Here is a 22348-nt window from a genome sequence, read left to right on the forward strand (position 1 = left end):
GGCGACTTCGAGTTCGGGACGACCCACAACGTCCGCGAGGGCACCACCCCGCTGCCGAACGCCATGGGGCTCGGCGCCGCCCGCGACCCGGCGCAGGCCCGCGACGCGGCGGCCGTCACGGCCGCCGAGGCCCGCGCGATGGGCTTCCACTGGAACTACGCGCCCGTCGCCGACGTCAACACCAACCCCGCCAACCCGATCATCGGCGTCCGGTCCTTCGGGGAGCGCGCCGACCTGGTCGGCGGGCTCGTCGAGACGCAGGTCCGCGCCTACCGGCGGGCCGGGGTGATCGCGACGCCCAAGCACTTCCCGGGCCACGGGGACACCGAGACCGACAGCCACCTCGGCCTGCCGTCGGTGACCTACGACCGCGCGACGCTCGACCGCGTCCACCTGCCCCCGTTCCGCCGGGCCGTCGCGGCCGGCGCCGACGCGATCATGACGGCGCACGTGGTGGTGAAGGCCGTCGACCCCGACCTGCCCGCGACGCTGTCGGAGAAGGTGCTGACCGGCCTGCTGCGGCGGGACATGGGGTTCGGCGGCGTCATCGTCACCGACGCCATGGACATGGACGCGATCGACAGGAACTGGGGCACCCGCGAGGCCACCGTGATGGCGGTCCGGGCGGGCGCCGACGTCGTCATGTCGACCGGCGACTACGCGGCCCACGCGCAGGCCGTGGACGCCCTGCGCGACGCCCTGCGCGACGGGACGCTGGGCCGGGCGCGGGTCGACGCGTCCGTCCGCCGCGTCCTCGGCCTGAAGTGCCGGTACCGCGTGTTCGACCACCGCTACGCCGACCCCGCGGCCGCCGAGCGGATCTCCGGCAACCCCGCCTTCCTGCGGCGGGCCCTGGCGATGGGCGTCGCCGCCACGACGCTGGTGCGCAACGAGGACGGAGTGCTCCCGTTCGATCCCGCCACGAACGCGCGGACACTGGTCGCGGGCGTGGTGCAGACCGGGGAGTTCGCGAACGAGGTGGCCGCGGTCGCCCGCGGCCCCGTGACGAGCTGGCAGGCCGCGACCACCGACCCCACCGACGCCGAGATCGCCGAGGCCGTCCGCCGGGCCCGCGCCGCCGACCGGATCCTCGTCGCCACCTACTCCTCGGGGACGCTGCCGGAAGGGCAGGCGCGGCTCGTCAGGGCGCTGCGGGCCACGGGCCGGCCCGTCGCGGCCGTGGCGACCGGCCTGCCGTACGACATCGCCTCGTACCCGTCCGTCCGCGCCTACCTGGCGACCTACGGGACGACCGCGCGGACCCGGCGCGTCGACCTGACGATGCACAGGGCCGCCGCCCGCGTCGTCTTCGGCGCGCAGCCGGGCGGGCGCCTGCCGGTCACGATCAAGGGCCTGTACCCCTACGGGCACGGTCTGCGCTACTGAAGGGCGGACCCGCTACACCACCTGATCGACCTTCATCGGCTCCCGCAGCGCGTTGCCGACGGTGCAGTACTTCTCGTGGACGCGCGCGGCCACGGCCTTCAGGACGTCCTCGGCCTCGCCGTCCCCTTCGGGCAGCTCGACGTCGTAGGTGACCGTGATCGTGCCGAGCGTGCTCGTCGCGACCTTGTCGGCCTGGACGGTCGCGGCGAGCCGCGCCATCCGGTGCCCCCGCTTGGCCGTCAGCGGCTCGACGGTGACCAGCTCGCAGCCGCCGAGCGCCGCCAGCAGCAGCTCGACCGGCGTGAAGGCGCCCTCGGTGTCCCCGTCGCCGATCGCGACCGCCGCGCCCCGGCCGTTGACGGCCCGGAAGCCGTCCTCGGTGCGCTCCACCCTGACGTCCGCCATGAAATCCCCTTAGTTCGGCTGGTCTCGCCCGCATGAACGCGGACGCCTCCCGCGTTCTTCCCTACGTCCCGAGCCTCTCCTGCTCCTGCGCCACGATCTGCCGGGCGAGGTCGCGCTCGGAGATGTCGACCGCGTCGGGCGTCTGCTCCGCCAGGTCGCTGCGCCGCGCGTACTCGTCGAAGAGCATCGTCTTGACGTGCAGGATCTCCAGCATCCGCTCGTCCACGCTGCGGGGCGTCAGCAGCCGGTGCACCTGGACGGTCCGCACCTGCCCCATCCGGTGCGCCCGCGCGATCGCCTGCGTCTCCATGGTCGGCTTCACCTGCGGCTCGCAGAGGATCACCACCGACGCCGCCTGGAGGTTCAGCCCGACCCCGCCGGCCTGGATCTGCGCGAGCAGCACGGCGTGCCCCGGCTCGGCGGTGAACGCGTCCACGATCTCCTGCCGCCGCGCCGCCGGCGTCTCGCCCGAGATCGGCCCGCGGCTCCGCGGGCCGAGCGCCTCCCCGACGGCGGCCAGCACGTCCCGGAAGTAGGAGAACACCACGACCTTCAGGTCGTTCTCGGCGGCCTCGTCGACCAGCTCCTTCAGCCGGTCGAGCTTCGCCGACCGCTTCGGAACGGCGTAGGCCGCCCGGCGCATCGCCATGAAGTTCCCCGCCGCCACGGCCTTGCGGTAGGCGGCCGCGTCCGCGCGGCTGAACTCCTCCAGCTCGTCGACGTGCACGACCTCGGGCAGCTCGACGAGCACGTCCCGCTGGTTGCGCCGCAGGTACACCGGCGCGACGGCCGACCGGAACGCCCGCGCCCCCATCGCCGCGTCGTGCGGGCGGACCCGCTCGGCCACGTCGGGCCGCAGGTGGGCGACGAGGCTGCGGAACTCCTCGACCCGGTTCTCCATCGGCGTCCCGGTGAGGAACAGCACGTGCTCGGTCCTGCGGCACCACTGCGCCACGGCGCGGGCGCGGCGCGTCTCGTGGTTCTTGGCGTAGTGGGCCTCGTCCACTACGAACATGCCGATCTCCACGTCCTCCGGGACGTTCAGGGAGTGCAGCGTGGCGAGCGTCGTCACGGCGATGCCGCCGTCGCCGGCCCACTTGCGCAGCGCCCCCGCGCGCCCGGACCCGTGCAGCGGGTGCGCGGCGATCGCGCTGCGGGTCTCGATCTCCCGGACCCAGTTGATCAGCACGCTCGCCGGGCACGCCACCAGGAAGTGCGTCGCGCCCCGCGCCCGCAGATGCGCCATCGCGGCGATCGCCTGGATCGTCTTCCCGAGCCCCATCTCGTCGCCCAGGATCACCCGCTTCTGGACGAGCGCGAACCGCGCCCCGAACGCCTGGTACCCGCGCAGCGACACCCGGCGGAACTCGTCGTCGAGCGGCTGCGCCTTGACCCGCGCCGCGAGGTCGCCCGGCAGGAACCCCTCGGCGGCCTCCCGCTCCGGGTCCGACGCCGCGAGCTCGGCCAGGAGGGTCTGGTAGTCGGCCGCCCGCAGCTCGAAGTCGATCCACGCCTCGTCCGGCGACACGTGCGGGCGCAGCAGGTCCACCGACGCCTGGGACATCAGCAGCCGGGCGCCGCGCTCCTCCTCGGCGGCGAGCGCGTCCGCGAGCTCGCCGACCGCCTCCCGCGCCCGCTCGCGCCGCGCCGGCGGAGTGAGGAGCCTGCGCCACCACGACCCGGCGGGCCGCGCGTCCTGCACCAGCGGCCCGATGCGCTCGTCGACCTCCTCGGCGACCGCGCGTGCCCGCGGCAGCTCCGGCCCCGCGTTCACCAGCCGGTGCAGCGCGACGACCGCGGGCGTCATCGCCTCGTCGCGCCGGTCGACGTCGATCCGCACCGTGACCGAGCTCTCCGCCGCCTCCGCGAGGCTCCCGGCCGCCGCGTGGAGCTGCTGCGCCGTCTGGGGCCCGATCCCGGGCAGGAGCTGGAGCTTGTACGGGGTCGAGTCCAGCACGTCGACGACGCTGGTGAACCCGGCCTCCTCCAGGGGCCCGAGCCGGAGCCGCCCGTCGGTGACGTCCTTCAACCGGGCCAGCGGGATCGACGTCAGCTGCTCGCGCGCCGCCTCGGCCCGCAGCGGCGCCAGCGCCGCGTGCACGTCGGCCAGCGCCCGCCGATGGTCGGCGACCAGGTCCCGCGCGGCCTCCAGCAGCGAGTACCCGCCCCTCAGGACGTCCTTGGCCTCATGCGCCATCCCGACTCCCAACCCGCGCGCTCGGCCCACATGATGCCAGCCGCGCCCCGGTGCCCCGGCCGCCCCGGCGCAAGCCGACCTCTCACGACCCCCCACCGTAAGCCGCCCCACCGACACCCCGGCCCGGTCACTCGGAAAGCAGGTTGCGGGCCACCCGCTTCACCGGACGGTCTCCGCCGACCCGGCTCAGCCGGGCAGTCATTGCATTTTCGGTCCCATTTCACCGAAGGAGCGCAACGCAGATGACCGCCAACACTTCCGGGCAGAAGCCCGAGGAGCAGCCTGCTCAGACCCACAACCGGTCGTACGCGGCCGGTGAACAGGCCTACCAGCGCGAGAAGATCGCGGAGCTCGACGAGGCCGTCGCGAACGGCACGGTGGTCCCGGAGGAGCCGCCGCACCCCCTCTCGTGGGGATGATCGGCTGATCTTCTGATCACCACGGAGCAGCCGCTCACCGGTGCTCCTGATCTCGGCGAGGAGCATCCGGAAATGCTCGGCGCTGATCTCGTGGTTCATGAAGACGATGCGCAGTGCCGCGGTTCCCTGCACGTCCACCTTGGAGATGAAGAACCGTCCGGCGAGCCTTACCTGTTTCCTGATTCGCAGTTGCAGGCGGTGGACACGGTCGGCGGCGACGCCTTCCGGCCGGTAACGGAAACAGAGAATGTTGGCTTCCGGCTCGTGCAGCACCTCGAAATCGGGTTCGTCGAGCAGGATGCGGTGCGCCTCGTACGCCGTCCGGCACAACTGCTCGATCTTCTCGGCGAAGAGGGCGCGCCCGTACACCGCCCACAGCGCCCACAACGGCATGATCATTGGCCGTTTCGTGCACTCGAGATTCTTGTCGCCGCTGTCGAACGCGCAGTGCGCGTCGGGCTCCTCGTCGAGGACGTAGCTGGCGGCGCGGCGGCCGAACGCCTCGGGGGCGTCCCCCGCGTCGCGGTAGAACAGCATGGTGCAGGGCGCGGGGACGAACATCAGCTTGTGCGCGTCCCAGGTCAGCGAGTCGGCCTTCTCGACACCGCGCAGTTTGTGCCGCAGCACGTCCGACACGAGCAGGCTCGCGCCGTGCGCCCCGTCGACATGCAGCCAGATACGGCCTTCGGCGGCGATACCGGCCAGTTCGTCGATCGGGTCGAAGGCGCCGAGCGCGGTGGTGCCCGCGGACGCCACCAGGCAGAAGACTTCCAGGCCCCGGCGCTCGGCGGCGGCGAGCACCGCGGGCACCCGGCGCACGGCGATGCGTCCTCGCGCGTCCACCGGCAGCCGGACGATCCGTTTCTCGCCGATGCCGAGGACGCCGGCCGCGCGGGTCACGCTGTAGTGCACCTCTTCGCTGACCGCGATGGCGGGCAGGCCGCGACCGCCATGCTCGCCCGACGCCCAGATGCCGGGATAGGCGCGGTTCCTGGCGGCCAGCAGCGCGGTGAGATTGGCCAGCGACCCTCCGGACGTGGTGACCATCGCGAAGGAGCCCGGGTCCCATCCGATGAACCGGTTGAGCTCCTCGGCCATGATCCGCTCGGCCGTGATCGGCAGCTGCCCCGCCTCGTAGTAGGACGAGGGCTGGTTGACGACCGAGCCGACGAAGTCGATGACGCCGGCCAGCGGGACGGTGCCGGAGAACTGCCGTCCCATGTAGCCGGGCGAGTGCACCTGGATGCCGGTGCGGAGATAGAGGTCGACGATCGCCGCCAGCCGTTTCTCGTCGAAGGCGGCGATGCCCTCGCGCTCGACGGTCATCAACGCCCGCGCCGCCTGCGCCAGGACGTCCGGATCCGCGAGGTCCAGGCCCCGGACGGACCGGTCCGCCAGATGCGATTCCAGGCGCGCGGCGACCGCTTCGGAATTTCTCCGAAAGAGGACCGGATCAAATGCGGCGAATAACGAGTCCCCTGGCGCCGCCCGTCGCGAGATAGACGGCGAGCATTCTTCCGACACGTCGGCCACGCCTAGCCTTTTATTTCTCTGACTGCTCCGAAAACTCACCCGACCCGGGCGAGTTTAGGCAGGATCCAACAAAACCAACAAGGGCATGTACTGCTAACCATCAGGACACCGCATGCTATGACCACTCAGAAACGCAATTAAATCCAGTTGACGACTTTTGTCTAGTATCAAGCCATTTTTGGCTTATCGTCGAACCGCATACGCGCTCAGGGGCGACAAAAGCGCCACTCGCCGGCGGGTCGGCCGACGTGGGCGGACCCCGCACAGTCGGCCCCACCGGGGATGCGTGCAAACACCCCTCTCAGGGGCTGGACCGGCACCGAGTTCACCGACCCGCCGCAGAGCGGTGGAGGCATTACGAAGCGCGTGCACAGCGTCAGGCGCGGATGACTGTCGAATGCCGCGAGCACTGAGCCCGCCCCTCGAACGCGTGCCAGGAAGCTGATCAAGGGTGCCGAAGGCGTCCCGCCCCCGAGTCCCGTGGCCGGGCGGCGCTCTGACGTGGTCGAGGGTTGGCTCAGCTGCGGGGGCCGGAGCGTGCAGAGCCGCCGGAGTGACAGCGCGGGTGTTGCCGGAGTTGCGCTTCGCCACTGCCGACGGCACCGGGACGGCAGGTGCATTCGCGTGAGGCCGGGAATCGTTCCGAGACCTTTTCGGGCAGGCCGCTAGCCAGATGAGGGCCGACGCCGTCGGGCGTAGGCCCGTGCCGCCCGGACCCGATCTCCGCAGCGCACTGAGCACCATAGACGGGCTCCATGGGTGCGCACGAGGAACCGAGAGCAGGGTTCGGCAGCGCACGCAGCGAGTCTGGGCACATCTGAACCCGTGAGAAGGTCGGCGGCGTCGGCGGCCAATTCGGCGAGGATGTGGTCGGTGGCCTGGTCCAGCGGGTGGAGCCGGCGCCGATACAAGCCCTGTTCGGAACTCCAGGCCAGCAGTTGCGCGCGCGGCACCGCGGTCAAAGCGTCGTTGACCACGGTCAATGCATGCTGAGGCGCGGGCTCCTTCTGCGTCAGAGCAGTGAGCAACTCGCGGATGCTGTGCCGCAACGTGTGCAGGCGCGCCGTGCAGGGGTCACCGAGCGCCAGCCCGGAATCGATCAGATCACGCTCGACGAGCCAGGCCGTCGCGAGCTCCCGATCACCGATCATGTCGGTCGTGCCGGCGGGGGTGACCAGCCAGGTATTCGCCAGTGCCAGCGCCGGACGTCCGTCATCACCCGGAGCAGGGGGCAGCAGGTGTCGTGAGGCCGCGGCGTCCGTTGGACTCATCTTCTCATGTTAACTGCTTGGTTCTTCCGTGACGTCATGCTAGCGTCCTCACGGAGAAATCCATTAAATAACGTGAGGAGTGTTCATGTCAGATTCTCGCGCCGGCGCCGCCCGCGTTCGGGTCTTCGGCGGGCCCACCGCCCTCATAGAGATCGGCGGGCTGCGCATCCTGACCGATCCCACGTTCGACGAGCCGGGCGACTACGAGGTGGGCCCCGGCATGTTCCTCAGCAAGACGGCATCAGCCGCCGTCCAGGCGAGCGAGATCGGTCACCTGGACGCCGTACTGCTCTCGCACGACGAGCACCCCGACAACCTCGATCACGCCGGACGGGCCCTGCTGCCGAACGTTCCCGTGGTCTACACCACCGAGAGCGGCGCGCGGCGCCTCGGCGGCAACGCGCTCGGCCTGGCGCCGTGGGACGCTCACGAACTCCCCCGCCCCGACGGCGGCCGGCTCACCGTCACCGGCGTCCCGGCGCGCCACGGGCCCGAGGGCTGCGAACCCGTCACCGGCGACGTGATCGGCTTCGCGCTCTCCGCACCCGATCTGCCCAGCGTCTACGTCAGCGGCGACAACGCCTCGCTGGAACTCGTCCAGGAGATCGCCGACCGGCTGGGCCCCGTGGACACCGCGGTGATCTTCGCCGGTGCCGTCCGCACACCTCTCCTCGACCAAGCCCTGCTCACACTGAACAGCGAGCAGGCAGCCACCGCAGCCGCGATGCTCGGTGCGCGGCGGATCGTCCCAGCACACGTCGACAGCTGGTCCCACTTCACCGAAGGCCCCGACGACATCCTGGCCGCATTCACCGCCGCGGGCCTGGCCGAGCGCCTCTACCTCGACTGAGCAGGGGCACAGCCCTCCGTTCCGAGACGTGGGCTTTCCGCTGCTCCTGATATACCCACGACAGCGTGGAACTCGGCGAGGTCCTCGGCATTCGCGCGCCAGGCCGCACGAGCGGCGCGTCGCCGGTCCGCTCCACGCCCACATCACCAACGGTCGGCTTCTGGCCGTGTCAGTGGCTCATGGTGTCTTCAGCAACGCGCGGGGTCGGGCTCGTCGGCCGTGACCGTTGGGTGCTCCTAGTCAGCCACAGGCCCGTGAACACGGCTGTGGCCAAAGTGACGACGCCGGCCACCACGAAGGCGCTGTCGAGTCCGTCCTCGAAGGAGGCGCCACCGGCTTCCCGGGTGCGGACGACGGCTCCGAGCACCGCCACGCCGAGGACCGCCCCGATCTGCCGGGTGGTGCTGCTGACGCCCGACGCCAGACCGCCCTCCTGCGGGCTGACCGACTGGATGGCGGCGCCGGTCAGCGGGGACATGGTCAGGGCGAACCCGATACCGACGACGGCCAGCCGCCACCACACGTTCGCGTAGCCGGTGTCGGCGTGCACCAAACCCAGGGCCAGCAGTCCCAGCCCGGCCAGGACCAGGCCGAGGGTGACCATGATCCGGAAGCCGTACCGGGCGGCGAACCGGCCCGCGAACGGGCTGATGACGACCATCGCGAGCGTGGCGGGCAGGGTCTGCACCCCGGCTCGCAGGATCGAGCTGCCCTGGACGTAGACGAAGAACTGGGAGAAGAAGAACGACGAGCCCATGAGCGCGAAACCGACCACGATCATCGCCGTGTTGGAGACCGTGAACAGCCGTTGCCGGAAGAGGCGCAATGGCAGCATCGGCGCCGATACCCGTCCTTCGACGACCACGAAGACGGCGAGGATCACGGCCGCTGCGGCGAAGCTGCTGAGGATCACAGGCGAGGTCCAGCCACGGGCGCCGCCCTCGATCAGCCCGTAGGTGAGCGCCCCCACGCCCAGGACGGACAGGACCGTTCCCGGCACGTCGATCGCCGGCGCGTTCGGGTTGCGGGACTCGTCCAGCACGCGCAGCCCTGCGACCAGCAGGACCGCGCCGACGGGCACGTTGACGAGGAAGATGGCGGGCCAGCCGAAGGCCTCCACCAGAACGCCACCGGCCAGTGGTCCGGCGGCCAGACCGATTCCGCTGAATCCGGCCCACAGCCCGATCGCCCTGACCCGCTCCTGCGGAACCGGATACGCGGCGGCGAGCAGGGTCAGCGAGGCGGGGCTCAGCGCCGCGGCCCCGATGCCCTGCAGCACCCGCCCGACGACCAGCCAGCCGAGCGAGGGCGCCGCGGAGCACACGACGGACGCGGCGGTGAACACCACGACGCCGGCCAGGTACATCCTCTTGCGGCCGAAGCGGTCGGCGAAGACGCCGCCGGACAGCAACAGCATGGCGACCAGCAGCACATAGGCGTCGACGATCCATTGCAGCCCGGTCAACTCGATGTGCAGCCGCTGCTGCATGTCGGGCAGCGCCGCCCCGACGATCGTGTTGTCGAGCAGCACCATGAACTGCCCCAGGCAGGTCACCGTGAGCAACGCCGCCCTGTTCGGCACGGCCACCGGCGGTGCAGACTTCATCGTTCCTCCTAAAGCAGCTATCAACTGCTTTAGGAGAGAGTAGACGGCAGGCCTCGTTAACGCAACCACGAGCTGCGCTAAGGTGGGGGCATGGAGGAGCGACGACCGGTCCGGCGGCCCGGCGGGCGCAGCGCCCGTGTCCGGGCGGCGGTGCACCAGGCCGTGACGGACCTGGTCGGCGAGCGCGGCTACGGCGAGTTCACGGTCGGCGACGTCGCGGCCCGCGCGGGCGTGGCCGACACCAGCATCTACCGCCGGTGGGGCACCCTGGAGGCCCTGCTCACCGACGTGGTGCTCACGCGCCTGAACGCGCAGTCGCCGATGCCCGACACCGGAAGTCTGGCCGGCGACCTGCACGCCTACGCGGCTCAGGTGGCGCGCGAGATCACGGGGCCCGACGGTCTGGCGGTGCTGCGGCTGACCGTCGCCCTGTCGAACAGGGGCGAACAGGGTTTGCGGGCGCGTGACGACTTTCTCGCCGAACGCACCCGGTTCATGCAGGCCATGCTCGACCGCGCCGGCGAACGGGGCGAGAATCCACCCGACGTGCTGGGCGTGCTCGACCACATCATGGCCCCGATGTACATCCGCGTCCTGTTCGGCGCGGGCCCGCTCACCCCGGACTACATCGCCGGGCTGGTCGACCGATTGCTGGCGCAGCCCTGATCTACGCGGATCACCACCACAAAGAGCCCAGGCGGGTGAGGGTCGGGGACCGCGGGGCGGCACGCATCAGGACCTACCAGCCCTCCTCCTCGCCGCCGCGCATGTGACGCCACTGCTCGACGACCTCCCGCGCACCGCGTGCCAGTTCGGCGTAGTGCGCCGGGCATTCCCACAGTTCGCGCGCCGAGAGCTCGCCGGGCACCGGAGTGTCCGGGTAGTCCTCGGGCGCGTACAGATGCACCACCGCCTCGTACCGGGAGTCCACGTGCGTGGTCGCGGACCAGGGGTGCTGGGGGTGCTCGCACGAGGCGTCCGGGTCGATGGTGTCCAGGGCCGCGACCAGTTCGCGGGTGTAGGAAGGAGGCAGACCTTCGTAGGTCTGGGCGATGCCCATCCACAGGGACAGGAACAGGCCGATCCGTTCCTCGTCGCGCACCTGCCCGGCCAGCCAGCGGCGGGCGGACCACAGCGCGACGGGGCCGGTGTTGTCCTCCCAGGAACGCCGGATGGCCTCCTGCAGGGCGACGATGTCGATCCCGCCGCCGTCCCGGAGGAACCGCGCGTCGAGGTGGGAGACGTCCACACTGCCGAAGAGCTCCTCATGGGCCTCGCGCATGCGGACGGCGGCCCCGTCGGCGAGGTCGGCGAGGAACGCCTCGCAGTCGAACGCCGCCAGCTCCTCGCCCTCCAGCCCGTACTCCTCGGCGAACACGGCGCGGCCGGTCTCGGACAGCATGCTCACCCCGGCCTCGACGCCGTACTCGTCGTCCACGTCCGTGGGGTGGGCTCCGTCGGGGCAGGTGCAGGACGCCGGGTCGAGCGTGGCCCGCACCCCTTCCAGGGCTTGCGTGTACGACGCGAAGAGGGACTTGCTGAAGACGCGTGCGGCGACATACCAGCAGGTGGTGTGGAGCAGGATTGTGTACCCGGTCCGTTCCCGGCGCCCCTGCGGAGTGCCGATGCGGGCGAGCGCGTCCGCCGCGTCGTCGGCGAGCAGGCCAAGGGTCGCCGACGGGCTCCCGTGGGGGTAGTCGCTGACGATCCCGCAGAGGTCGGAGATCAGTTCTTTGTGGTCGTCGGACAGGGCGGGGGTCACTGTAGTCACGTCAGTAATCGACGACGCAGTGGGCCGGCCGGTTCCCCGCGGCGTCGTGGTGGGGGACGTAGTCGGCCTGGCCTCAGGCGCCTGGGCGATACGGGGGTATCCGGCCTGGGCGGCGGAGGTCAGTCGGCAGCCACGGGGAGCAGGGAGTAGAGGGTCAGGCCCTGGTAGTCGTCTCCGCCTGACACCTCGAAGTTGCCCTGGAAGATGAACTCGCCGTGCACGAAATTGAGCCCTCTCCAGGGGCGCTCGTCATTGCCGATGTTCACGTGGTAGGCGGTGCAACGTCCGATTTCAGGCTTCTCGTTCTCGGGAAGGCCGCCCTCGCAGGTGGACCAGACCTGGAAGATGACGTTGTCGTGTTCGGCGCCGCTCGTGTCGATGACTGCGCCCTTCCCGTCGGTGATCTTTAGGTCCATGTTGAGGCCGACCTTGAGCCGCACCTTGCGGCCGATGTTGTTCTTCAGGAACGAGCCGAAGCCGGAGCGGCCCTCGCTCAGATCGGAGACCGACCCCTCGAACGCCGGCCGGGAGGCGGCCGTCACCGTCGCGCCGGCGGCGGGGCGGCCGGTGGGCGGCCGGTCACTGTTGTCGCCGTCCCCGGTGTCGAGGTAGCGGAACGCGACCGCCGATCCCAGGACCAGGACGGCGGCCGCGGCACCGGCGATGACGCCTGTGCGGCGTAGCCTTCTCGTTCTCCCGTGGCCGTGCGGTACCAGCCCCTGCCGCACCGCCGTCGCCACGTCCACGGGGACTGGCTGCGCTGCCAGCGCGGTGATGTGCTGGTACGCGGAGTCACTGGCGAACCCATCCTGCAGGCCGTGGGGGGCGGCAGGGCGGTCGCCGGTATCGGCTTTGACCGTTCGCGCAGGTGCCCCGCATGCCGCGGCCAGTTCTTGTGCGGTTGGACGATCAGCGGGGTCCTTGGCCATCGCCGCCGCCAGCGGGGCCGCCATCTCGGCGGGCAGCCCGGCCAGGTCGGGTTCGTCGTTGATGGTGCGCAGCAGCACCGCCTCGACCGGACCTGACCCGAACGGCGGACGGCCCGTGGCGGCGTAGGCGATCGTCACCCCGAGGGAGAACACATCGGCGGGCGGGCCGAACGCCTGCTCGCGCAGCACTTCGGGCGCGACATAGCCGGGGGTGCCGTTCCAGCCCCCGGTGCGGGTGATCTGCGTCTGGTCCTCGCCCCGCGCGATCCCGAAGTCGATCAGTTTGGGGGCGTCCGGGGCCAGCACCACATTGGAGGGTTTGACGTCGCGGTGCTCCACCCCCTGGGCGTGCACCTCGGCCAGCCCCGTGGCCAGCGCGGCCAGCAGCCGCACACAGGTGCCCACGGGAGGCGGGCCGTACCGCTGCACGGCCTGGCGCAGCGTCGGGCCGGGCACGTACTCGGTGGCCAGCCAGAACGGCTCCTCGATCAGGCCAGAGGCGACCATCGCCGCCGCGTACCGGGTGCGCACCCGCGCCACGGTCTGCGCCTCCCGCCGGAACCGCGCCAGCACCTGCGGATCGTCCAACCCCTCGCGCACGACCTTCAACGCGATGTGGCGGCCCCCTCCGGCCAGCGCCAGGTAGACCAGCCCCATCCCGCCCTCGCCCAACCGGCCGAGCAGCGGATAGCCGCCGATCGCGGCCGGATCAGCCGGACGCAGTGGCTGCACGGTGCACCCCCGCCCACAACAAGATCATGGCGCGCATGATCGCAGTCCCCTCGGCCACGTGTCATTCCGGTTTCTCGAACCGGCGATCGAAGCGCGCGGAGGACTGGAACACCTGGCGGCCAAGGCACGGGACGTCTGACGGCAAGCACCCGCACGCGTGGCCACGGCGGCTATTAGTAGGGTCGTCCCTCTGCGGCCGGTCGGTGCGGCCGCTGCGGGACCGCGTGAGAGGCCGCGCGCCCGCCGGAAGAGCATCCCAGCGGAGGCGGCGACGAAGACGAATGCTGGCTGTTCACGGTTCATCTCCGCTCAGGATCCGCCTCCATGGCAGCCGGATTGCCCGGCGAGGAGCGACTGCCCAGCGGAGTGCCCGTCGGCTCCCGACACGAGGCCCTCGACCGCGCAGGAGCCTTCACCTCGCACCCCTCTCGCACCGGTGATCCGGGTGCCGGCAGGACTCGTCGTCCTCGTCGGCCCACCAGCCTCGGGCAAGACCAGCTTCGTCCGGGCCCTGATCGCGCGCCGGCGGATCGACGCGGAGGCCGTGGTGTCCAGCGACGAGATCCGCGCGGAGCTTTTCGGCGGCTCACCTGCGGAAGCGGGATCCGACGCGGCGGACGCAGCGATCTTCGAGGAACGTGACCGCAGGATCGTCGCCAGGCTCGCCACGGGCCGCACCGCGGTCGCCGAGTCGACGAACGTCACGCCGCAGGCACGCGCGCGACTCATCGCCATGGCCAGGCGCTTCGACGCACCGGTGACCATGCTGCGGTTCGATCCGGACGTCACCGAACTCCTGCAGCAGTACACCGAGCGAGGCCGCACGGATCTCACCGCCGCGCAGATCCGCGCCTACGCCGCCGTCATGGCCCGGGATGCCGGGGCTGACCAGCTCCGCTCCGAAGGCGCGGCCACCGTCCACGATGTTCCCGGACGTCGCCAACGGACCACGCCCGTTCAAGCCGCCGCACTCTTCTCCTTCGCCTGACCCCGGCCGCAGGACGCAGGCTTCTCGGATCTCACAACCCCCTGCCAGTCGGATAGGCGGTGCGGCAAAGAGCGAGACCCACGCCTCTGGGCGGCAAGCGTGGGTTGCAGCCGACGGTTCCACTAACTCTTCGCGGTCCTTCCTGGGTAGGGGGTGAGCATGGACGACCTGACACCCGGGGAGGCGGGTCCCGAAATGAGCGGACTGGGGGTGGCGGAGGTGGCGCGTCGGCTGGGCGTGGCGCCTTCCACGCTGCGCGTCTGGGATCGCCAGTACGGCGTGGGCCCGACGGGCGGCGGCCCTGGCAGGCATCACCGCTATACCCAGGCCGACGTCGCCCGGCTGGAGACCATGCAGCAGATGATCTCCGCAGGAGCGCCTCCGGCGGAGGCCGCTGAGGCGGTCCTGCACACGCCGCACGGGCAGGACCAGGGGCCGCAGAGCCACAGTGCCGCCGACAGCCACAAAGGGCTTGAGATCTCTGCCGCCGAGCATGCCGAATCGCAGGTCACGCGGATCAGGAACCTCGCGGATGCGGCGATGGCGCTGGACGAGCTTGTGATGACCGGCATCCTGGAATCGGCTCTGCGACACGAGGGCGTCACTGCGACATGGGAGCAGGTGATCGTACCGCTGCTCGTCGACTTCGGACGCAAGCATGCGGCCACTGGGGAGTACGTGGAAGTGGAGCATCTACTGTCGGCCGTGGTATCGCGCTGTCTACTTGCGGTGACGTCGCCTCAGACGCAGTTTCCAGCCGGGCGGATGCGTACTCCCGTGGTGCTGGCATGCGCCCCAGAAGAGGAGCACGCCCTGCCGGTCCTCGTGCTGGCTGCCGCCTTGGCCGAGATCGGCGCGGCGAGACTCATGCTGGGTGCGCGAGTGCCGGCGTCGGCCCTGGCAGCCGCGGTGGCCCGTACCGGGGCGCACACGGTGTTCGTGTGGTCGCAGACCTCCGAGACCGGCGACCCGTCCTGGCTCACAGACCTGCGCACCACGCATCCTGCGCTACAGGTGGTGGTCGGAGGCCCCGGCTGGGACCGTGACCGTCTCCCGCCCGAGGTGCCCTTCACGTCATCGGTGTCCGCGGCACTCGGGGCGTTGCTTGCAGCAGGCACCCACTGACCGCTGAAGGCCCCACCCACTGATCCAGCGTTCATAACGCGAGTCCGCGTCACTTACGAGCGACGCAGCCCACTTCACCGCGCTTTCCGGATTGCCTACGCCATATCTCCCGGGCAGTACCGTCGCCAAGTCCTCGATGAAGGCGAAAGAGCGCATTGAGTCAAAATGCCTCTTCAATGGGCGGCTGGAGCGGATCGCGCTGGCGCGTACTTCTGGTCGGTCGCCAAGCGCTGCACGCGGCGCGTCTTCCCGTGGAAGTCAGCTACCTGATGATCTGCTGCCGGACTGAGGTCCCCGCTCTCCGGTTTCAGGGCCCTAAGGCCCTGAAACGCGAACGAGTCGGCTCGCTAACTTCGCTGAATGTCAACGACGGGACTGAATCGCTCAGTAGATGTGCCCGTCCCCCAGAAAGGGTTCAGCCATGAAACGGAAGAACGCACTCGTCGCGGCGGGCGCCTTGGGCGTCGCCCTGGCCGGCGGAGCGGTGGTCTCCGGCCTCACCATCGAGTCGACGTCATCGCCGAAGCCCGCGGCGCGCGTCGCGGAGACGGGATCTGTCGCGGCCGCCGGAGGCCAGGCCGCCGCGACCACGATCAAGAAGACGGACTACGGCCCCTGGAGCGGCCACTTCGCCAACCAGAGTCTGCAGTGCCGCACCTACGCCAGCGCCGGTACCGTCGGAGGCCGCGTCTGGCACTACGGCAAGATCGAGTGCAACAAGAGGACCGCGATCATCGACGTGGTGTCCGGCGTGAACCCGGGCAAGCCGGCCATCGCCCAGCATCTGTGCCGGGACGTCCAGTCCTGCTCGGTCAAGGGGTGGGTGAACAACCCCTCCGGCAACCAGAACTGGTCCGTGACCACTACGGGAAGCGTCGGCGTCCTCCTGTTCAGCGGCGAACGGCTCTCCGCCCACGTCGCCTTCCGCGCCTGACCCCGCTGGCACACGGCCTGAATGCCAGGTCAGGGCAGGCTCCTTCTGTTCGGCATTGAGAGCCGAACCTCCGTCGAGACACCGGCACGCGCGGGGCGGCACATGTCCGCCACCCCGCGCGTTGCCAGAGCAGGCGACGTGCAGCGCAACAGCACTGTCGCACTGCCCTCGTTCTGGGGACCATCCGCGCCCACCAACTGCGGTTCCGCGACGCCCCGGCGAGAGCCCGGCTGGCTACAGCAGGAGAGCCATCGTGTACTCGTCGCGCGGAATCCCATCCACGACCACTGCGTGCTTGCGTACGCCCTCGATCGTGAACCCCAGCCGCTGGTACAGCCGGTGCGCCGGGTTCTCGACGGCGACGTTCAACTGCAGCCGGGTCAGGCCCCGTTCGGGGGCTTCGTGATTGATGAGCGTGTGCAGCAGGCCCGTCCCGATTCCTTGTCCTCGGTGTGAGGGCAGCACTCCGAGCACGAGATGCCCGCAGTGCGCGACCCGCTGGAACCGCCCGACAACCACACGCAGCGTGCCGAGCAGCGGGTTACGGCCTGCCACGACCTCGAACGACCGATCCTCCGTCGGGGTGGCCCTCTCGCCGGGTTCCGCGAGCATGAACTCGGCGTCACTCTCGACCTTCCGCCACAGCTCCGCCACGGCTGGCCGCTCCGTGGCGTCCGCGACACGATAGATAACGCCGGCCATGCGGACCCCCGGTTGACGCTCGCTCAGACGGCTTGGCCGCTGGCAGTACGGCTTCGACCTCGACAGAGCCTCATCGTGCCAGGCCACCGGCGGACCGCCCGGGTGTCTCGCAGGTCGGCCCGCGCGCTGGGCGCGGATGGCCGAGGCCGCCCGGGCGCCCTCCTCCAGCGACGCTCACTCGGCGTCGTGGACAAGCAGGGCGATCTGGACGCGGTTGTTCAGGTCGAGCTTGCGCATGATGCGTGACACGTACGTCTTGACCGTGGTGACGCTCATGTACAGCTCGGCGGCGGCTTCGGCGTTGGACAGCCCGCGGCCGACGGCCTCTGCCACCCGGCGCTCGCTGTCGGTGAGGCAGGCGAGCCGGGTGCGGGCGACCGTGCGGGTCTGGTGATCTCGGCCGGTGACATGGGTGATGAGCTTGCGGGTGACCGACGGGGAGAGCATGGGCTCGCCGGCGGCCACCCGGCGGATCGCCGTCACGATCTCGGCCGGCGGGGTGTCCTTGAGCAGGAACCCTCCGGCCCCCGCGCGCAGGGCATGCAGAACGTGCTCGTCGGTGTCGAAGGTGGTCAGGACGATGACCTCGGGGGCGTCGGCGGCGGCGCGCAGCAGGCGGGTCGCCGTCAGGCCGTCGGTCCCCGGCATCCGGATGTCCATGAGAACGACGTCGGCGCGGGCGGCGCGCACCGCCGCGGGCACCGCGGAGCCGTCGGCGGCCTCACCGGCGATCTCGATCCCCTCGACGCCGCCGAGCATGGTGGCCAGGCCCGCCCGCACCAGCCATTCGTCGTCGACCAGCAGCACCCTGATCGGTTCCGGCATCACGCCTCCCATGGCAGCCACGCGCGCAGCAGGTGAGCGTCCGCCACCGGGCCATGCTCCAGCCGCCCGCCGGCCAGCGTGGCACGCTCGGAAAGCCCGGTCAGGCCGGTGCCGGTCCCCGGAATCGCCGGACGCCCGCGATCGGGGCCGGGCAGCGGCTGGTGGACCTGGACCTCCAGCCCATGCCCGGCCTCACCCCGCACGGTGACGGTGACCGGCATGCCCGGCGCGTGCTTGCGCGCGTTCGTCAATCCCTCCTGGACGACCCGGTAGGCGGTGCGCCCGGCCAGGGTGGGCACCGCCTCCCCGTCCCCGACGTCCATGTCCAATGTGACCTGTGCACCCGCGCGCCGCGACTCCTCGACGAGCCCGGCCACGCCGGCGAGCGAGGGCGGCGGGGCGTCCGCGCCGTCGACCGGGTCCTCGCGCAGCAGCCCGATCACTTCGCGCAGGTCGACGAGCATCTGGTGGACGCCGCTGCGGATCACCCCGGCGGCGCGCGATATCTCCTCCGGCGAGGCGTCCGGGCGGAACTCCAGCGCGCCGGCGTGCACGCTGAGCAGGGACATGCGATGGGCGAGCACGTCGTGCATCTCGCGGGCGATCCGCACCCGTTCCAGCCGCCTGGCCTCGACCTCCCGGAGGTGCCGGTCGCTCTCGGCGCGGTGGGCCCGCTCGGCGAGGGAGGCCAGGAGCTGGCGTCGCGCACGGATCGCCTGCCCCCAGCCGACCGTCGCGGCGGTCAGCAGCGCGACGATCGCCACGCTCACCGCGTAGGGCAGCCCGGGAGGGGGACGCAGCGCCACGGCGATCATGCCGGTCAGCACGCCGAGCGCGCCGATCCCCACCGCCACGGGCCAGGACCGCCGCACGGCGACCGTCAGCGTCGCCACGAACGCCGCGCCGCCGGCCGCCAGGGACACGGCCGAGACCGCCGTGACGGCCAGTGCCAGCCCGACCGGCCGGCGGCTGCGCATCACCAAGGCTGCGCAGCAGGCGAGCCCGGCCGCCAGGTCGGCGTTGGCGAGCGTGTCCGCTCCCCGCGCGTAACTAGGCCAGAGGTTCAGCGCGCCGATCACCACCGCGACGGCGATGACCACGAAGGCCGGCGCCGACCCTGCCGGAGTTTCGGCGGCCGGGCCACGATCCGGCTCGGCCCGGCGCGCCGCCGGCACCGGCCACCACGGAGTCCTCATGTCCGTGACGCCCAGAACCGGCAGTGGTGACCGGCGGCCAGATCGGTCTGGGAGATTCCGCCGCGCGCGGAGTCCAGCGACTGGGTCGCCGGGAACCCCGGCCAGCGGGGCAGCCCCGCCCTGTTCGGATCGCCCTGGGCGGCGAACGCGGCCCAATACATGATCATCGATTCGGACAGGTTCCGCTGCGCCGGGTCGAGCGGCACGGACGTGCCCTCGATGTCGAAGAGCAAGGGGAGCTCCGAGCCGTGAAACGCGCCGGGCGGGTAACCCTCGGGGAAGATGCCGAGGAAGTCCGGGACGTTCGGCTCGGCGAACTCGAAACTGAAGACGGGCACGTGCCGGGCCATAAGACGGTCGGCGGCGAGGGTCGGGCACACCCATCCGACGTCGGTGCCGACCGCGGCCCAGGCCAGCGCGGCCGGGGAACCCGACTGGCCGGAGTACGCCCGGGGCGGATACCTGACGTAGACGCGACGGGCCATGCGCTCTCCGAAGGACGTCGCCAGCAGAGCCCGGTAACGGGCGTCATCGATGGGCTCCTCCGCCTCGAAGAGGCTCCCGAACAGCCGGTGTTCGTCCCGGGTGTTGCCCTGCATCACCGGTACCCGATGGAAAGCGCCGGTCCGCAGTGCCTTGACGGGGTCGGTGGGCAGCGCCCGGGTCCCGAACGCCGGGGTGACGAACTGGCCGTTCAACGCCAGGAGCTCCCTGGTGTCCGTCCGGCGCAAGCATGCCGGTCCGTCCGGTCCCGCGCAGCCCAGCCCCGCTGCCGCCGCGGCGCCCCGAGCCTGCACGGCCGTTCGGGGCGCCCAATAGGAGATGGCGTCGAGCCCGGGGCCCATCACGTTCTTGGGCCAGCTCTGCAGGCACGATCCGCTCTGGATGATCGCGCGGTGGAAGAGCCCGGCCGCCGGAGGCGAGACCAGTTGGGCACAGACGCTCGCCCCGCCCGAGGACTCTCCCATCAGCGTGACGTTCCCCGGATCGCCGCCGAACGCCCGCGCGTTCGCCCGTACCCAGCGCAACGCGGCCCGCTGGTCGGCCAGAGCGTAGGTGCCCGACCCGGCCATCCCGGGATGGCCGAAGAACCCGAACACGCCGAGCCGGGAGTTGACGGTGACCACCACAACGTCGCCCGTGGCGGCCATGCGGCGGGCGTCGAAGTCGCTGCCCGAACCCGAGCTGAACGCTCCGCCGTGCAGGTACACCACGACCGGCCGGCGCTCAGAACGGTTCCGGCTGGGGCCGGTGACGTTGAGGTAGAGACAGTCCTCGGAGGAATGCGCCGCGACGCCACCGGTCTCGTCCAGCTGCGCGCATGCCGGTCCGGGCTTGCTCGCGTCCCGTACCGCCGTCCAGGGACGAGGACGGACCGGCGGGCGCCAGCGCCTGGGCCCCGTCGGCGGCTGGGCGTAGGGAATGCCCTGATAAAGCTCCGTGCGTCCTGTCGCGACTCCGCGCACCGGACCCAGATCGGTCTGCACCACCGGGTCCGCCTCGCCCGTCGTGACCGACGCACCGACCGCCGGGACGCTCAGGGAGACCGTCACCAGGGCCACCACGGCCCATACCGGCGTGGCCGTCCGCCACCTTCGTCCCATGCCCGGCTCAGCCATCGCCCGACACCAGCCAGCTCTTCAGCAGGCGGGTCCACTTGCGGTTGGCGGTGGTCTCCAGGAAGGTCTTGTGATCCACCATCAGGTAGATCTCGCCGGCCGTGACCGTTTCCATGATGAGCGGCCTGCCCGAGTTCAGCAGCCCGCCGACGAACCGCCCGTACAGGTCGGTGTACTCATTGGCCACCGATCTCACCTCCTCCGGCCGCAGCACGAGATCGGCCCCACCGTGCCAGCCGCCGATCACGAGGCGGTCGGGATGGAGCTCCAGCCGTCCGGACCGCGGGAACAGCACCCGCTGATCCACCCCCGCGGCGATCCGGTGACCTCTCTTGCGCCCCGCGAGCTCCTCAGCCGGGGAACCGACGTAGGAGCCCGCCGCAAGGGGAACCTTCGATTCGCTCATGATCCCAGGCTCCCGCCATGTCCGGTACGCCCGCAGCCTCCAAAAGAAGGCAACGCGCCACCGACTTTGGTCGCGGCCGAGGCCGTGTGACTCCCCCGAGGTTGTCGGCGGAAAATCGGACCGGAGTTGTCGGATCCGGGCCGCGCCGTTCGTAGCGATGATGAGACGCCGCCCACGAGGGCGGCTGTGACGATCAGAGGAGATGCCGACCGATGTCGCACACACAGTCCAAGATCCACAAGCTGTTCGAGCTCGTCGAGCCGATCGCCACCGTCACCTTCTCCGAGGTCCCGAACGAGGCGTTCCTGGCCCTCGGAATGCGCAACTACTGGGACGGGTACTTCGCCGGCCGAGCCGCGCCGCTGGGACTGGCACCGGCCGAGGTGGTGCACGCGGTCTTCTACAACTTCGCCGACGGCGAGGTGGCGCGGCACATCCCGTGGGTCTGGGGGAAGATCACCCCGCAGGAGGCGATCGCCGTGCGCGAGCGGGGCAGCGCCACCGCGCTGCGGCAGATGATCGGACAACTCGCCGACTCCCCCGGCCTGGTGCGGGCCGCCGACCTCGCCACCCGGGCAGCGGTCAGCGCACCGACCGAGGGCCGAGTGCTGTACGCCGCCCTCCGGGCGCTCGACGTCCCCGAGGAGCCGGTGGCCCGGCTCTGGCACGCGGCGACACTGCTGCGCGAGCACCGCGGGGACGGCCACAACGCCGCCCTCGTCGCCCACGGCATCGGCGGCACCCAAGCCCACGTCCTCATGGCCCTCTCCCTCGGCATGAAGGCCGAGGAGTTCGGCCGGATCCACCACCTGCCCAAGGCGCAGCTGGCCGCTGTCGTCGACGGGCTACGCGGCCGCGGCCTCGTGAACGCCGACGGCGGGTTCACCGACGCCGGCCGGGAGACCAAGGACCGGATCGAGGCCCTCACCGACGAGCTGGCGGCACCGCCGTACGAAGTGCTCAGCACGGACGAACTCGACGAGCTGGCCGCGGGACTCGAGCCGATCGCCGCCGCAGTACGCAGCTACGACAACTGAGCGGCCTGTTGCAGAGACGCCCCAACCCCACCCCAGCCACCGAGGCGCAAACACCCCTGAAGGACGGGACCCTTCGGGCAATTCACCCCGGACGCCCGACAGACCAGACCCGACACTCAGGAGGCGATACCGCAACCCAGCTCGAGGCACTTGAACAAGGATGCTGCGAGCTCTCGGGCTCCGTCCTCGACCGCGCAGAGTGACCGGCGGCGCGCTCCTCTCGTGACCTCCTTCGTGGTGGGAGAAAGATGATCTCCCGTATCGATCTGGGTCGGCTCCCGGCTCGGGCGGCCGCCCCCCGTCGATCACGAGTGGAGCCGGAGTCGGCGCTTGCCCCAGTACTGTCGGGACGCCCGGCGGGGCGAGCGCATCATCGCCCACGTGGTGGAACACCCCGCCTACCCGTTCTCGGCGGAC

At 71.0% G+C, this 22348-nt stretch carries 19 protein-coding genes; 7 read left to right on the forward strand and 12 right to left on the reverse strand.

Going from position 1 to position 22348, the window contains the following annotated elements:
• The coding region (locus tag AB0C69_RS16060) for a glycoside hydrolase family 3 N-terminal domain-containing protein (protein WP_360354024.1) at positions 1 to 1386 on the forward strand (1386 nt) is incomplete at its 5' end.
• 12 nt (positions 1387 to 1398) lie between these two features.
• On the opposite strand, the gene AB0C69_RS16065 is transcribed toward AB0C69_RS16060, so the two are convergent.
• From AB0C69_RS16065 to AB0C69_RS16080, 4 genes are all read right to left on the reverse strand, one after another.
• Positions 1399 to 1791, reverse strand: coding sequence for an OsmC family protein (locus tag AB0C69_RS16065; RefSeq protein ID WP_353832820.1), 393 nt, complete (start codon positions 1789 to 1791; stop codon positions 1399 to 1401).
• 61 nt (positions 1792 to 1852) lie between these two features.
• A complete protein-coding gene (locus tag AB0C69_RS16070; RefSeq protein WP_360354027.1) occupies positions 1853 to 3988 on the reverse strand; it encodes a DEAD/DEAH box helicase in 2136 nt (711 codons plus the stop codon).
• Positions 3961 to 5940: a pyridoxal-dependent decarboxylase gene (locus tag AB0C69_RS16075; protein WP_360354029.1), complete on the reverse strand. Its 1980-nt coding sequence runs from the start codon at positions 5938 to 5940 to the stop codon at positions 3961 to 3963. Before AB0C69_RS16075 ends, AB0C69_RS16070 begins: the two co-directional genes overlap by 28 nt.
• Positions 5941 to 6605: 665 nt before the next feature.
• Positions 6606 to 7211, reverse strand: a complete 606-nt coding sequence (locus AB0C69_RS16080; protein ID WP_360354031.1) for an ABATE domain-containing protein — start codon at positions 7209 to 7211, stop codon at positions 6606 to 6608.
• Positions 7212 to 7296: 85 nt separating this feature from the next.
• On the opposite strand from AB0C69_RS16080, the gene AB0C69_RS16085 reads away from it, so the two are divergent.
• Entirely contained in the window at positions 7297 to 8061 is a 765-nt protein-coding gene (locus tag AB0C69_RS16085; RefSeq protein ID WP_360354033.1) for an MBL fold metallo-hydrolase, read from the forward strand.
• 169 nt (positions 8062 to 8230) lie between these two features.
• Here AB0C69_RS16085 and AB0C69_RS16090 read toward each other — a convergent pair whose 3' ends face one another.
• A complete protein-coding gene (locus AB0C69_RS16090) occupies positions 8231 to 9667 on the reverse strand; it encodes an MFS transporter (RefSeq protein WP_360354035.1) in 1437 nt (478 codons plus the stop codon).
• A 90-nt stretch (positions 9668 to 9757) separates the two neighbouring features.
• Here AB0C69_RS16090 and AB0C69_RS16095 point away from each other — a divergent pair, with 90 nt between their 5' ends.
• Entirely contained in the window at positions 9758 to 10333 is a 576-nt protein-coding gene (locus tag AB0C69_RS16095; RefSeq protein ID WP_353831155.1) for a TetR/AcrR family transcriptional regulator C-terminal ligand-binding domain-containing protein, read from the forward strand.
• A 73-nt stretch (positions 10334 to 10406) separates the two neighbouring features.
• On the opposite strand, the gene AB0C69_RS16100 is transcribed toward AB0C69_RS16095, so the two are convergent.
• Together AB0C69_RS16100 and AB0C69_RS16105 are read right to left on the reverse strand one after the other, a co-directional pair.
• The gene (locus AB0C69_RS16100) at positions 10407 to 11438 is read right to left on the reverse strand and encodes a hypothetical protein (protein ID WP_360354038.1); all 1032 of its coding nucleotides are present in this window, start codon (positions 11436 to 11438) and stop codon (positions 10407 to 10409) included.
• Positions 11439 to 11557: 119 nt separating this feature from the next.
• Positions 11558 to 13099: a serine/threonine-protein kinase gene (locus AB0C69_RS16105; RefSeq protein WP_360354040.1), complete on the reverse strand. Its 1542-nt coding sequence runs from the start codon at positions 13097 to 13099 to the stop codon at positions 11558 to 11560.
• 436 nt (positions 13100 to 13535) lie between these two features.
• Between AB0C69_RS16105 and AB0C69_RS16110 the strand changes: the two genes are divergently transcribed.
• From AB0C69_RS16110 to AB0C69_RS16120, 3 genes are all read left to right on the forward strand, one after another.
• The gene (locus AB0C69_RS16110) at positions 13536 to 14087 is read left to right on the forward strand and encodes an ATP-binding protein (protein ID WP_360354042.1); all 552 of its coding nucleotides are present in this window, start codon (positions 13536 to 13538) and stop codon (positions 14085 to 14087) included.
• Between the two features lie 159 nt (positions 14088 to 14246).
• Positions 14247 to 15212, forward strand: coding sequence for a MerR family transcriptional regulator (locus tag AB0C69_RS16115; RefSeq protein WP_360354044.1), 966 nt, complete (start codon positions 14247 to 14249; stop codon positions 15210 to 15212).
• Between the two features lie 421 nt (positions 15213 to 15633).
• Positions 15634 to 16146: a hypothetical protein gene (locus AB0C69_RS16120; RefSeq protein ID WP_360354046.1), complete on the forward strand. Its 513-nt coding sequence runs from the start codon at positions 15634 to 15636 to the stop codon at positions 16144 to 16146.
• A gap of 234 nt (positions 16147 to 16380) precedes the next feature.
• Here the strand turns inward: AB0C69_RS16120 and AB0C69_RS16125 are convergent, their stop codons facing one another.
• The 5 genes from AB0C69_RS16125 to AB0C69_RS16145 all read right to left on the reverse strand — a co-directional run bounded on the left by AB0C69_RS16125 (position 16381) and on the right by AB0C69_RS16145 (position 20894).
• On the reverse strand, positions 16381 to 16800 hold the full coding sequence (locus AB0C69_RS16125) for a GNAT family N-acetyltransferase (RefSeq protein ID WP_360354048.1): 420 nt from the start codon (positions 16798 to 16800) through the stop codon (positions 16381 to 16383).
• 222 nt (positions 16801 to 17022) lie between these two features.
• Positions 17023 to 17673 carry a response regulator transcription factor gene (locus tag AB0C69_RS16130; protein WP_360354050.1) on the reverse strand — a complete coding sequence of 217 codons (651 nt, stop codon included), beginning with the start codon at positions 17671 to 17673 and terminating at the stop codon, positions 17023 to 17025.
• Positions 17673 to 18869 (reverse strand): histidine kinase, encoded by a 1197-nt coding sequence (locus AB0C69_RS16135; protein WP_360354052.1) that lies wholly within the window; start codon positions 18867 to 18869, stop codon positions 17673 to 17675. Before AB0C69_RS16135 ends, AB0C69_RS16130 begins: the two co-directional genes overlap by 1 nt.
• Positions 18866 to 20488, reverse strand: a complete 1623-nt coding sequence (locus AB0C69_RS16140) for a carboxylesterase family protein (RefSeq protein ID WP_360354054.1) — start codon at positions 20486 to 20488, stop codon at positions 18866 to 18868. The genes AB0C69_RS16135 and AB0C69_RS16140 overlap by 4 nt, the downstream gene beginning before the upstream one ends.
• Positions 20481 to 20894 (reverse strand): hypothetical protein, encoded by a 414-nt coding sequence (locus AB0C69_RS16145; protein WP_360354056.1) that lies wholly within the window; start codon positions 20892 to 20894, stop codon positions 20481 to 20483. Before AB0C69_RS16145 ends, AB0C69_RS16140 begins: the two co-directional genes overlap by 8 nt.
• 212 nt (positions 20895 to 21106) lie before the next feature.
• On the opposite strand from AB0C69_RS16145, the gene AB0C69_RS16150 reads away from it, so the two are divergent.
• Positions 21107 to 21931, forward strand: coding sequence for a hypothetical protein (locus AB0C69_RS16150; RefSeq protein WP_360354058.1), 825 nt, complete (start codon positions 21107 to 21109; stop codon positions 21929 to 21931).
• Positions 21932 to 22348 lie beyond the last annotated feature (417 nt).

The organism is Actinomadura sp. NPDC048032, assembly GCF_040653175.1.
Classification (GTDB): Bacteria; Actinomycetota; Actinomycetes; order Streptosporangiales; family Streptosporangiaceae; genus Spirillospora; species Spirillospora verrucosospora.

Excerpts from the sequence above, each read along its gene's own strand:
- AB0C69_RS16150 (WP_360354058.1), top strand. The coding sequence starts at position 21,107 with ATGTCGCACACACAGTCCAAGATCCACAAGCTGTTCGAGCTCGTCGAG.
- AB0C69_RS16080 (WP_360354031.1), bottom strand. The coding sequence starts at position 7,211 with ATGAGTCCAACGGACGCCGCGGCCTCACGACACCTGCTGCCCCCTGCT.
- AB0C69_RS16120 (WP_360354046.1), top strand. The coding sequence starts at position 15,634 with ATGAAACGGAAGAACGCACTCGTCGCGGCGGGCGCCTTGGGCGTCGCC.
- AB0C69_RS16070 (WP_360354027.1), bottom strand. The coding sequence starts at position 3,988 with ATGGCGCATGAGGCCAAGGACGTCCTGAGGGGCGGGTACTCGCTGCTG.
- AB0C69_RS16095 (WP_353831155.1), top strand. The coding sequence starts at position 9,758 with ATGGAGGAGCGACGACCGGTCCGGCGGCCCGGCGGGCGCAGCGCCCGT.
- AB0C69_RS16145 (WP_360354056.1), bottom strand. The coding sequence starts at position 20,894 with ATGAGCGAATCGAAGGTTCCCCTTGCGGCGGGCTCCTACGTCGGTTCC.
- AB0C69_RS16135 (WP_360354052.1), bottom strand. The coding sequence starts at position 18,869 with ATGAGGACTCCGTGGTGGCCGGTGCCGGCGGCGCGCCGGGCCGAGCCG.
- AB0C69_RS16090 (WP_360354035.1), bottom strand. The coding sequence starts at position 9,667 with ATGAAGTCTGCACCGCCGGTGGCCGTGCCGAACAGGGCGGCGTTGCTC.
- AB0C69_RS16130 (WP_360354050.1), bottom strand. The coding sequence starts at position 17,673 with ATGCCGGAACCGATCAGGGTGCTGCTGGTCGACGACGAATGGCTGGTG.
- AB0C69_RS16140 (WP_360354054.1), bottom strand. The coding sequence starts at position 20,488 with ATGGCTGAGCCGGGCATGGGACGAAGGTGGCGGACGGCCACGCCGGTA.
- AB0C69_RS16065 (WP_353832820.1), bottom strand. The coding sequence starts at position 1,791 with ATGGCGGACGTCAGGGTGGAGCGCACCGAGGACGGCTTCCGGGCCGTC.
- AB0C69_RS16085 (WP_360354033.1), top strand. The coding sequence starts at position 7,297 with ATGTCAGATTCTCGCGCCGGCGCCGCCCGCGTTCGGGTCTTCGGCGGG.
- AB0C69_RS16115 (WP_360354044.1), top strand. The coding sequence starts at position 14,247 with ATGGACGACCTGACACCCGGGGAGGCGGGTCCCGAAATGAGCGGACTG.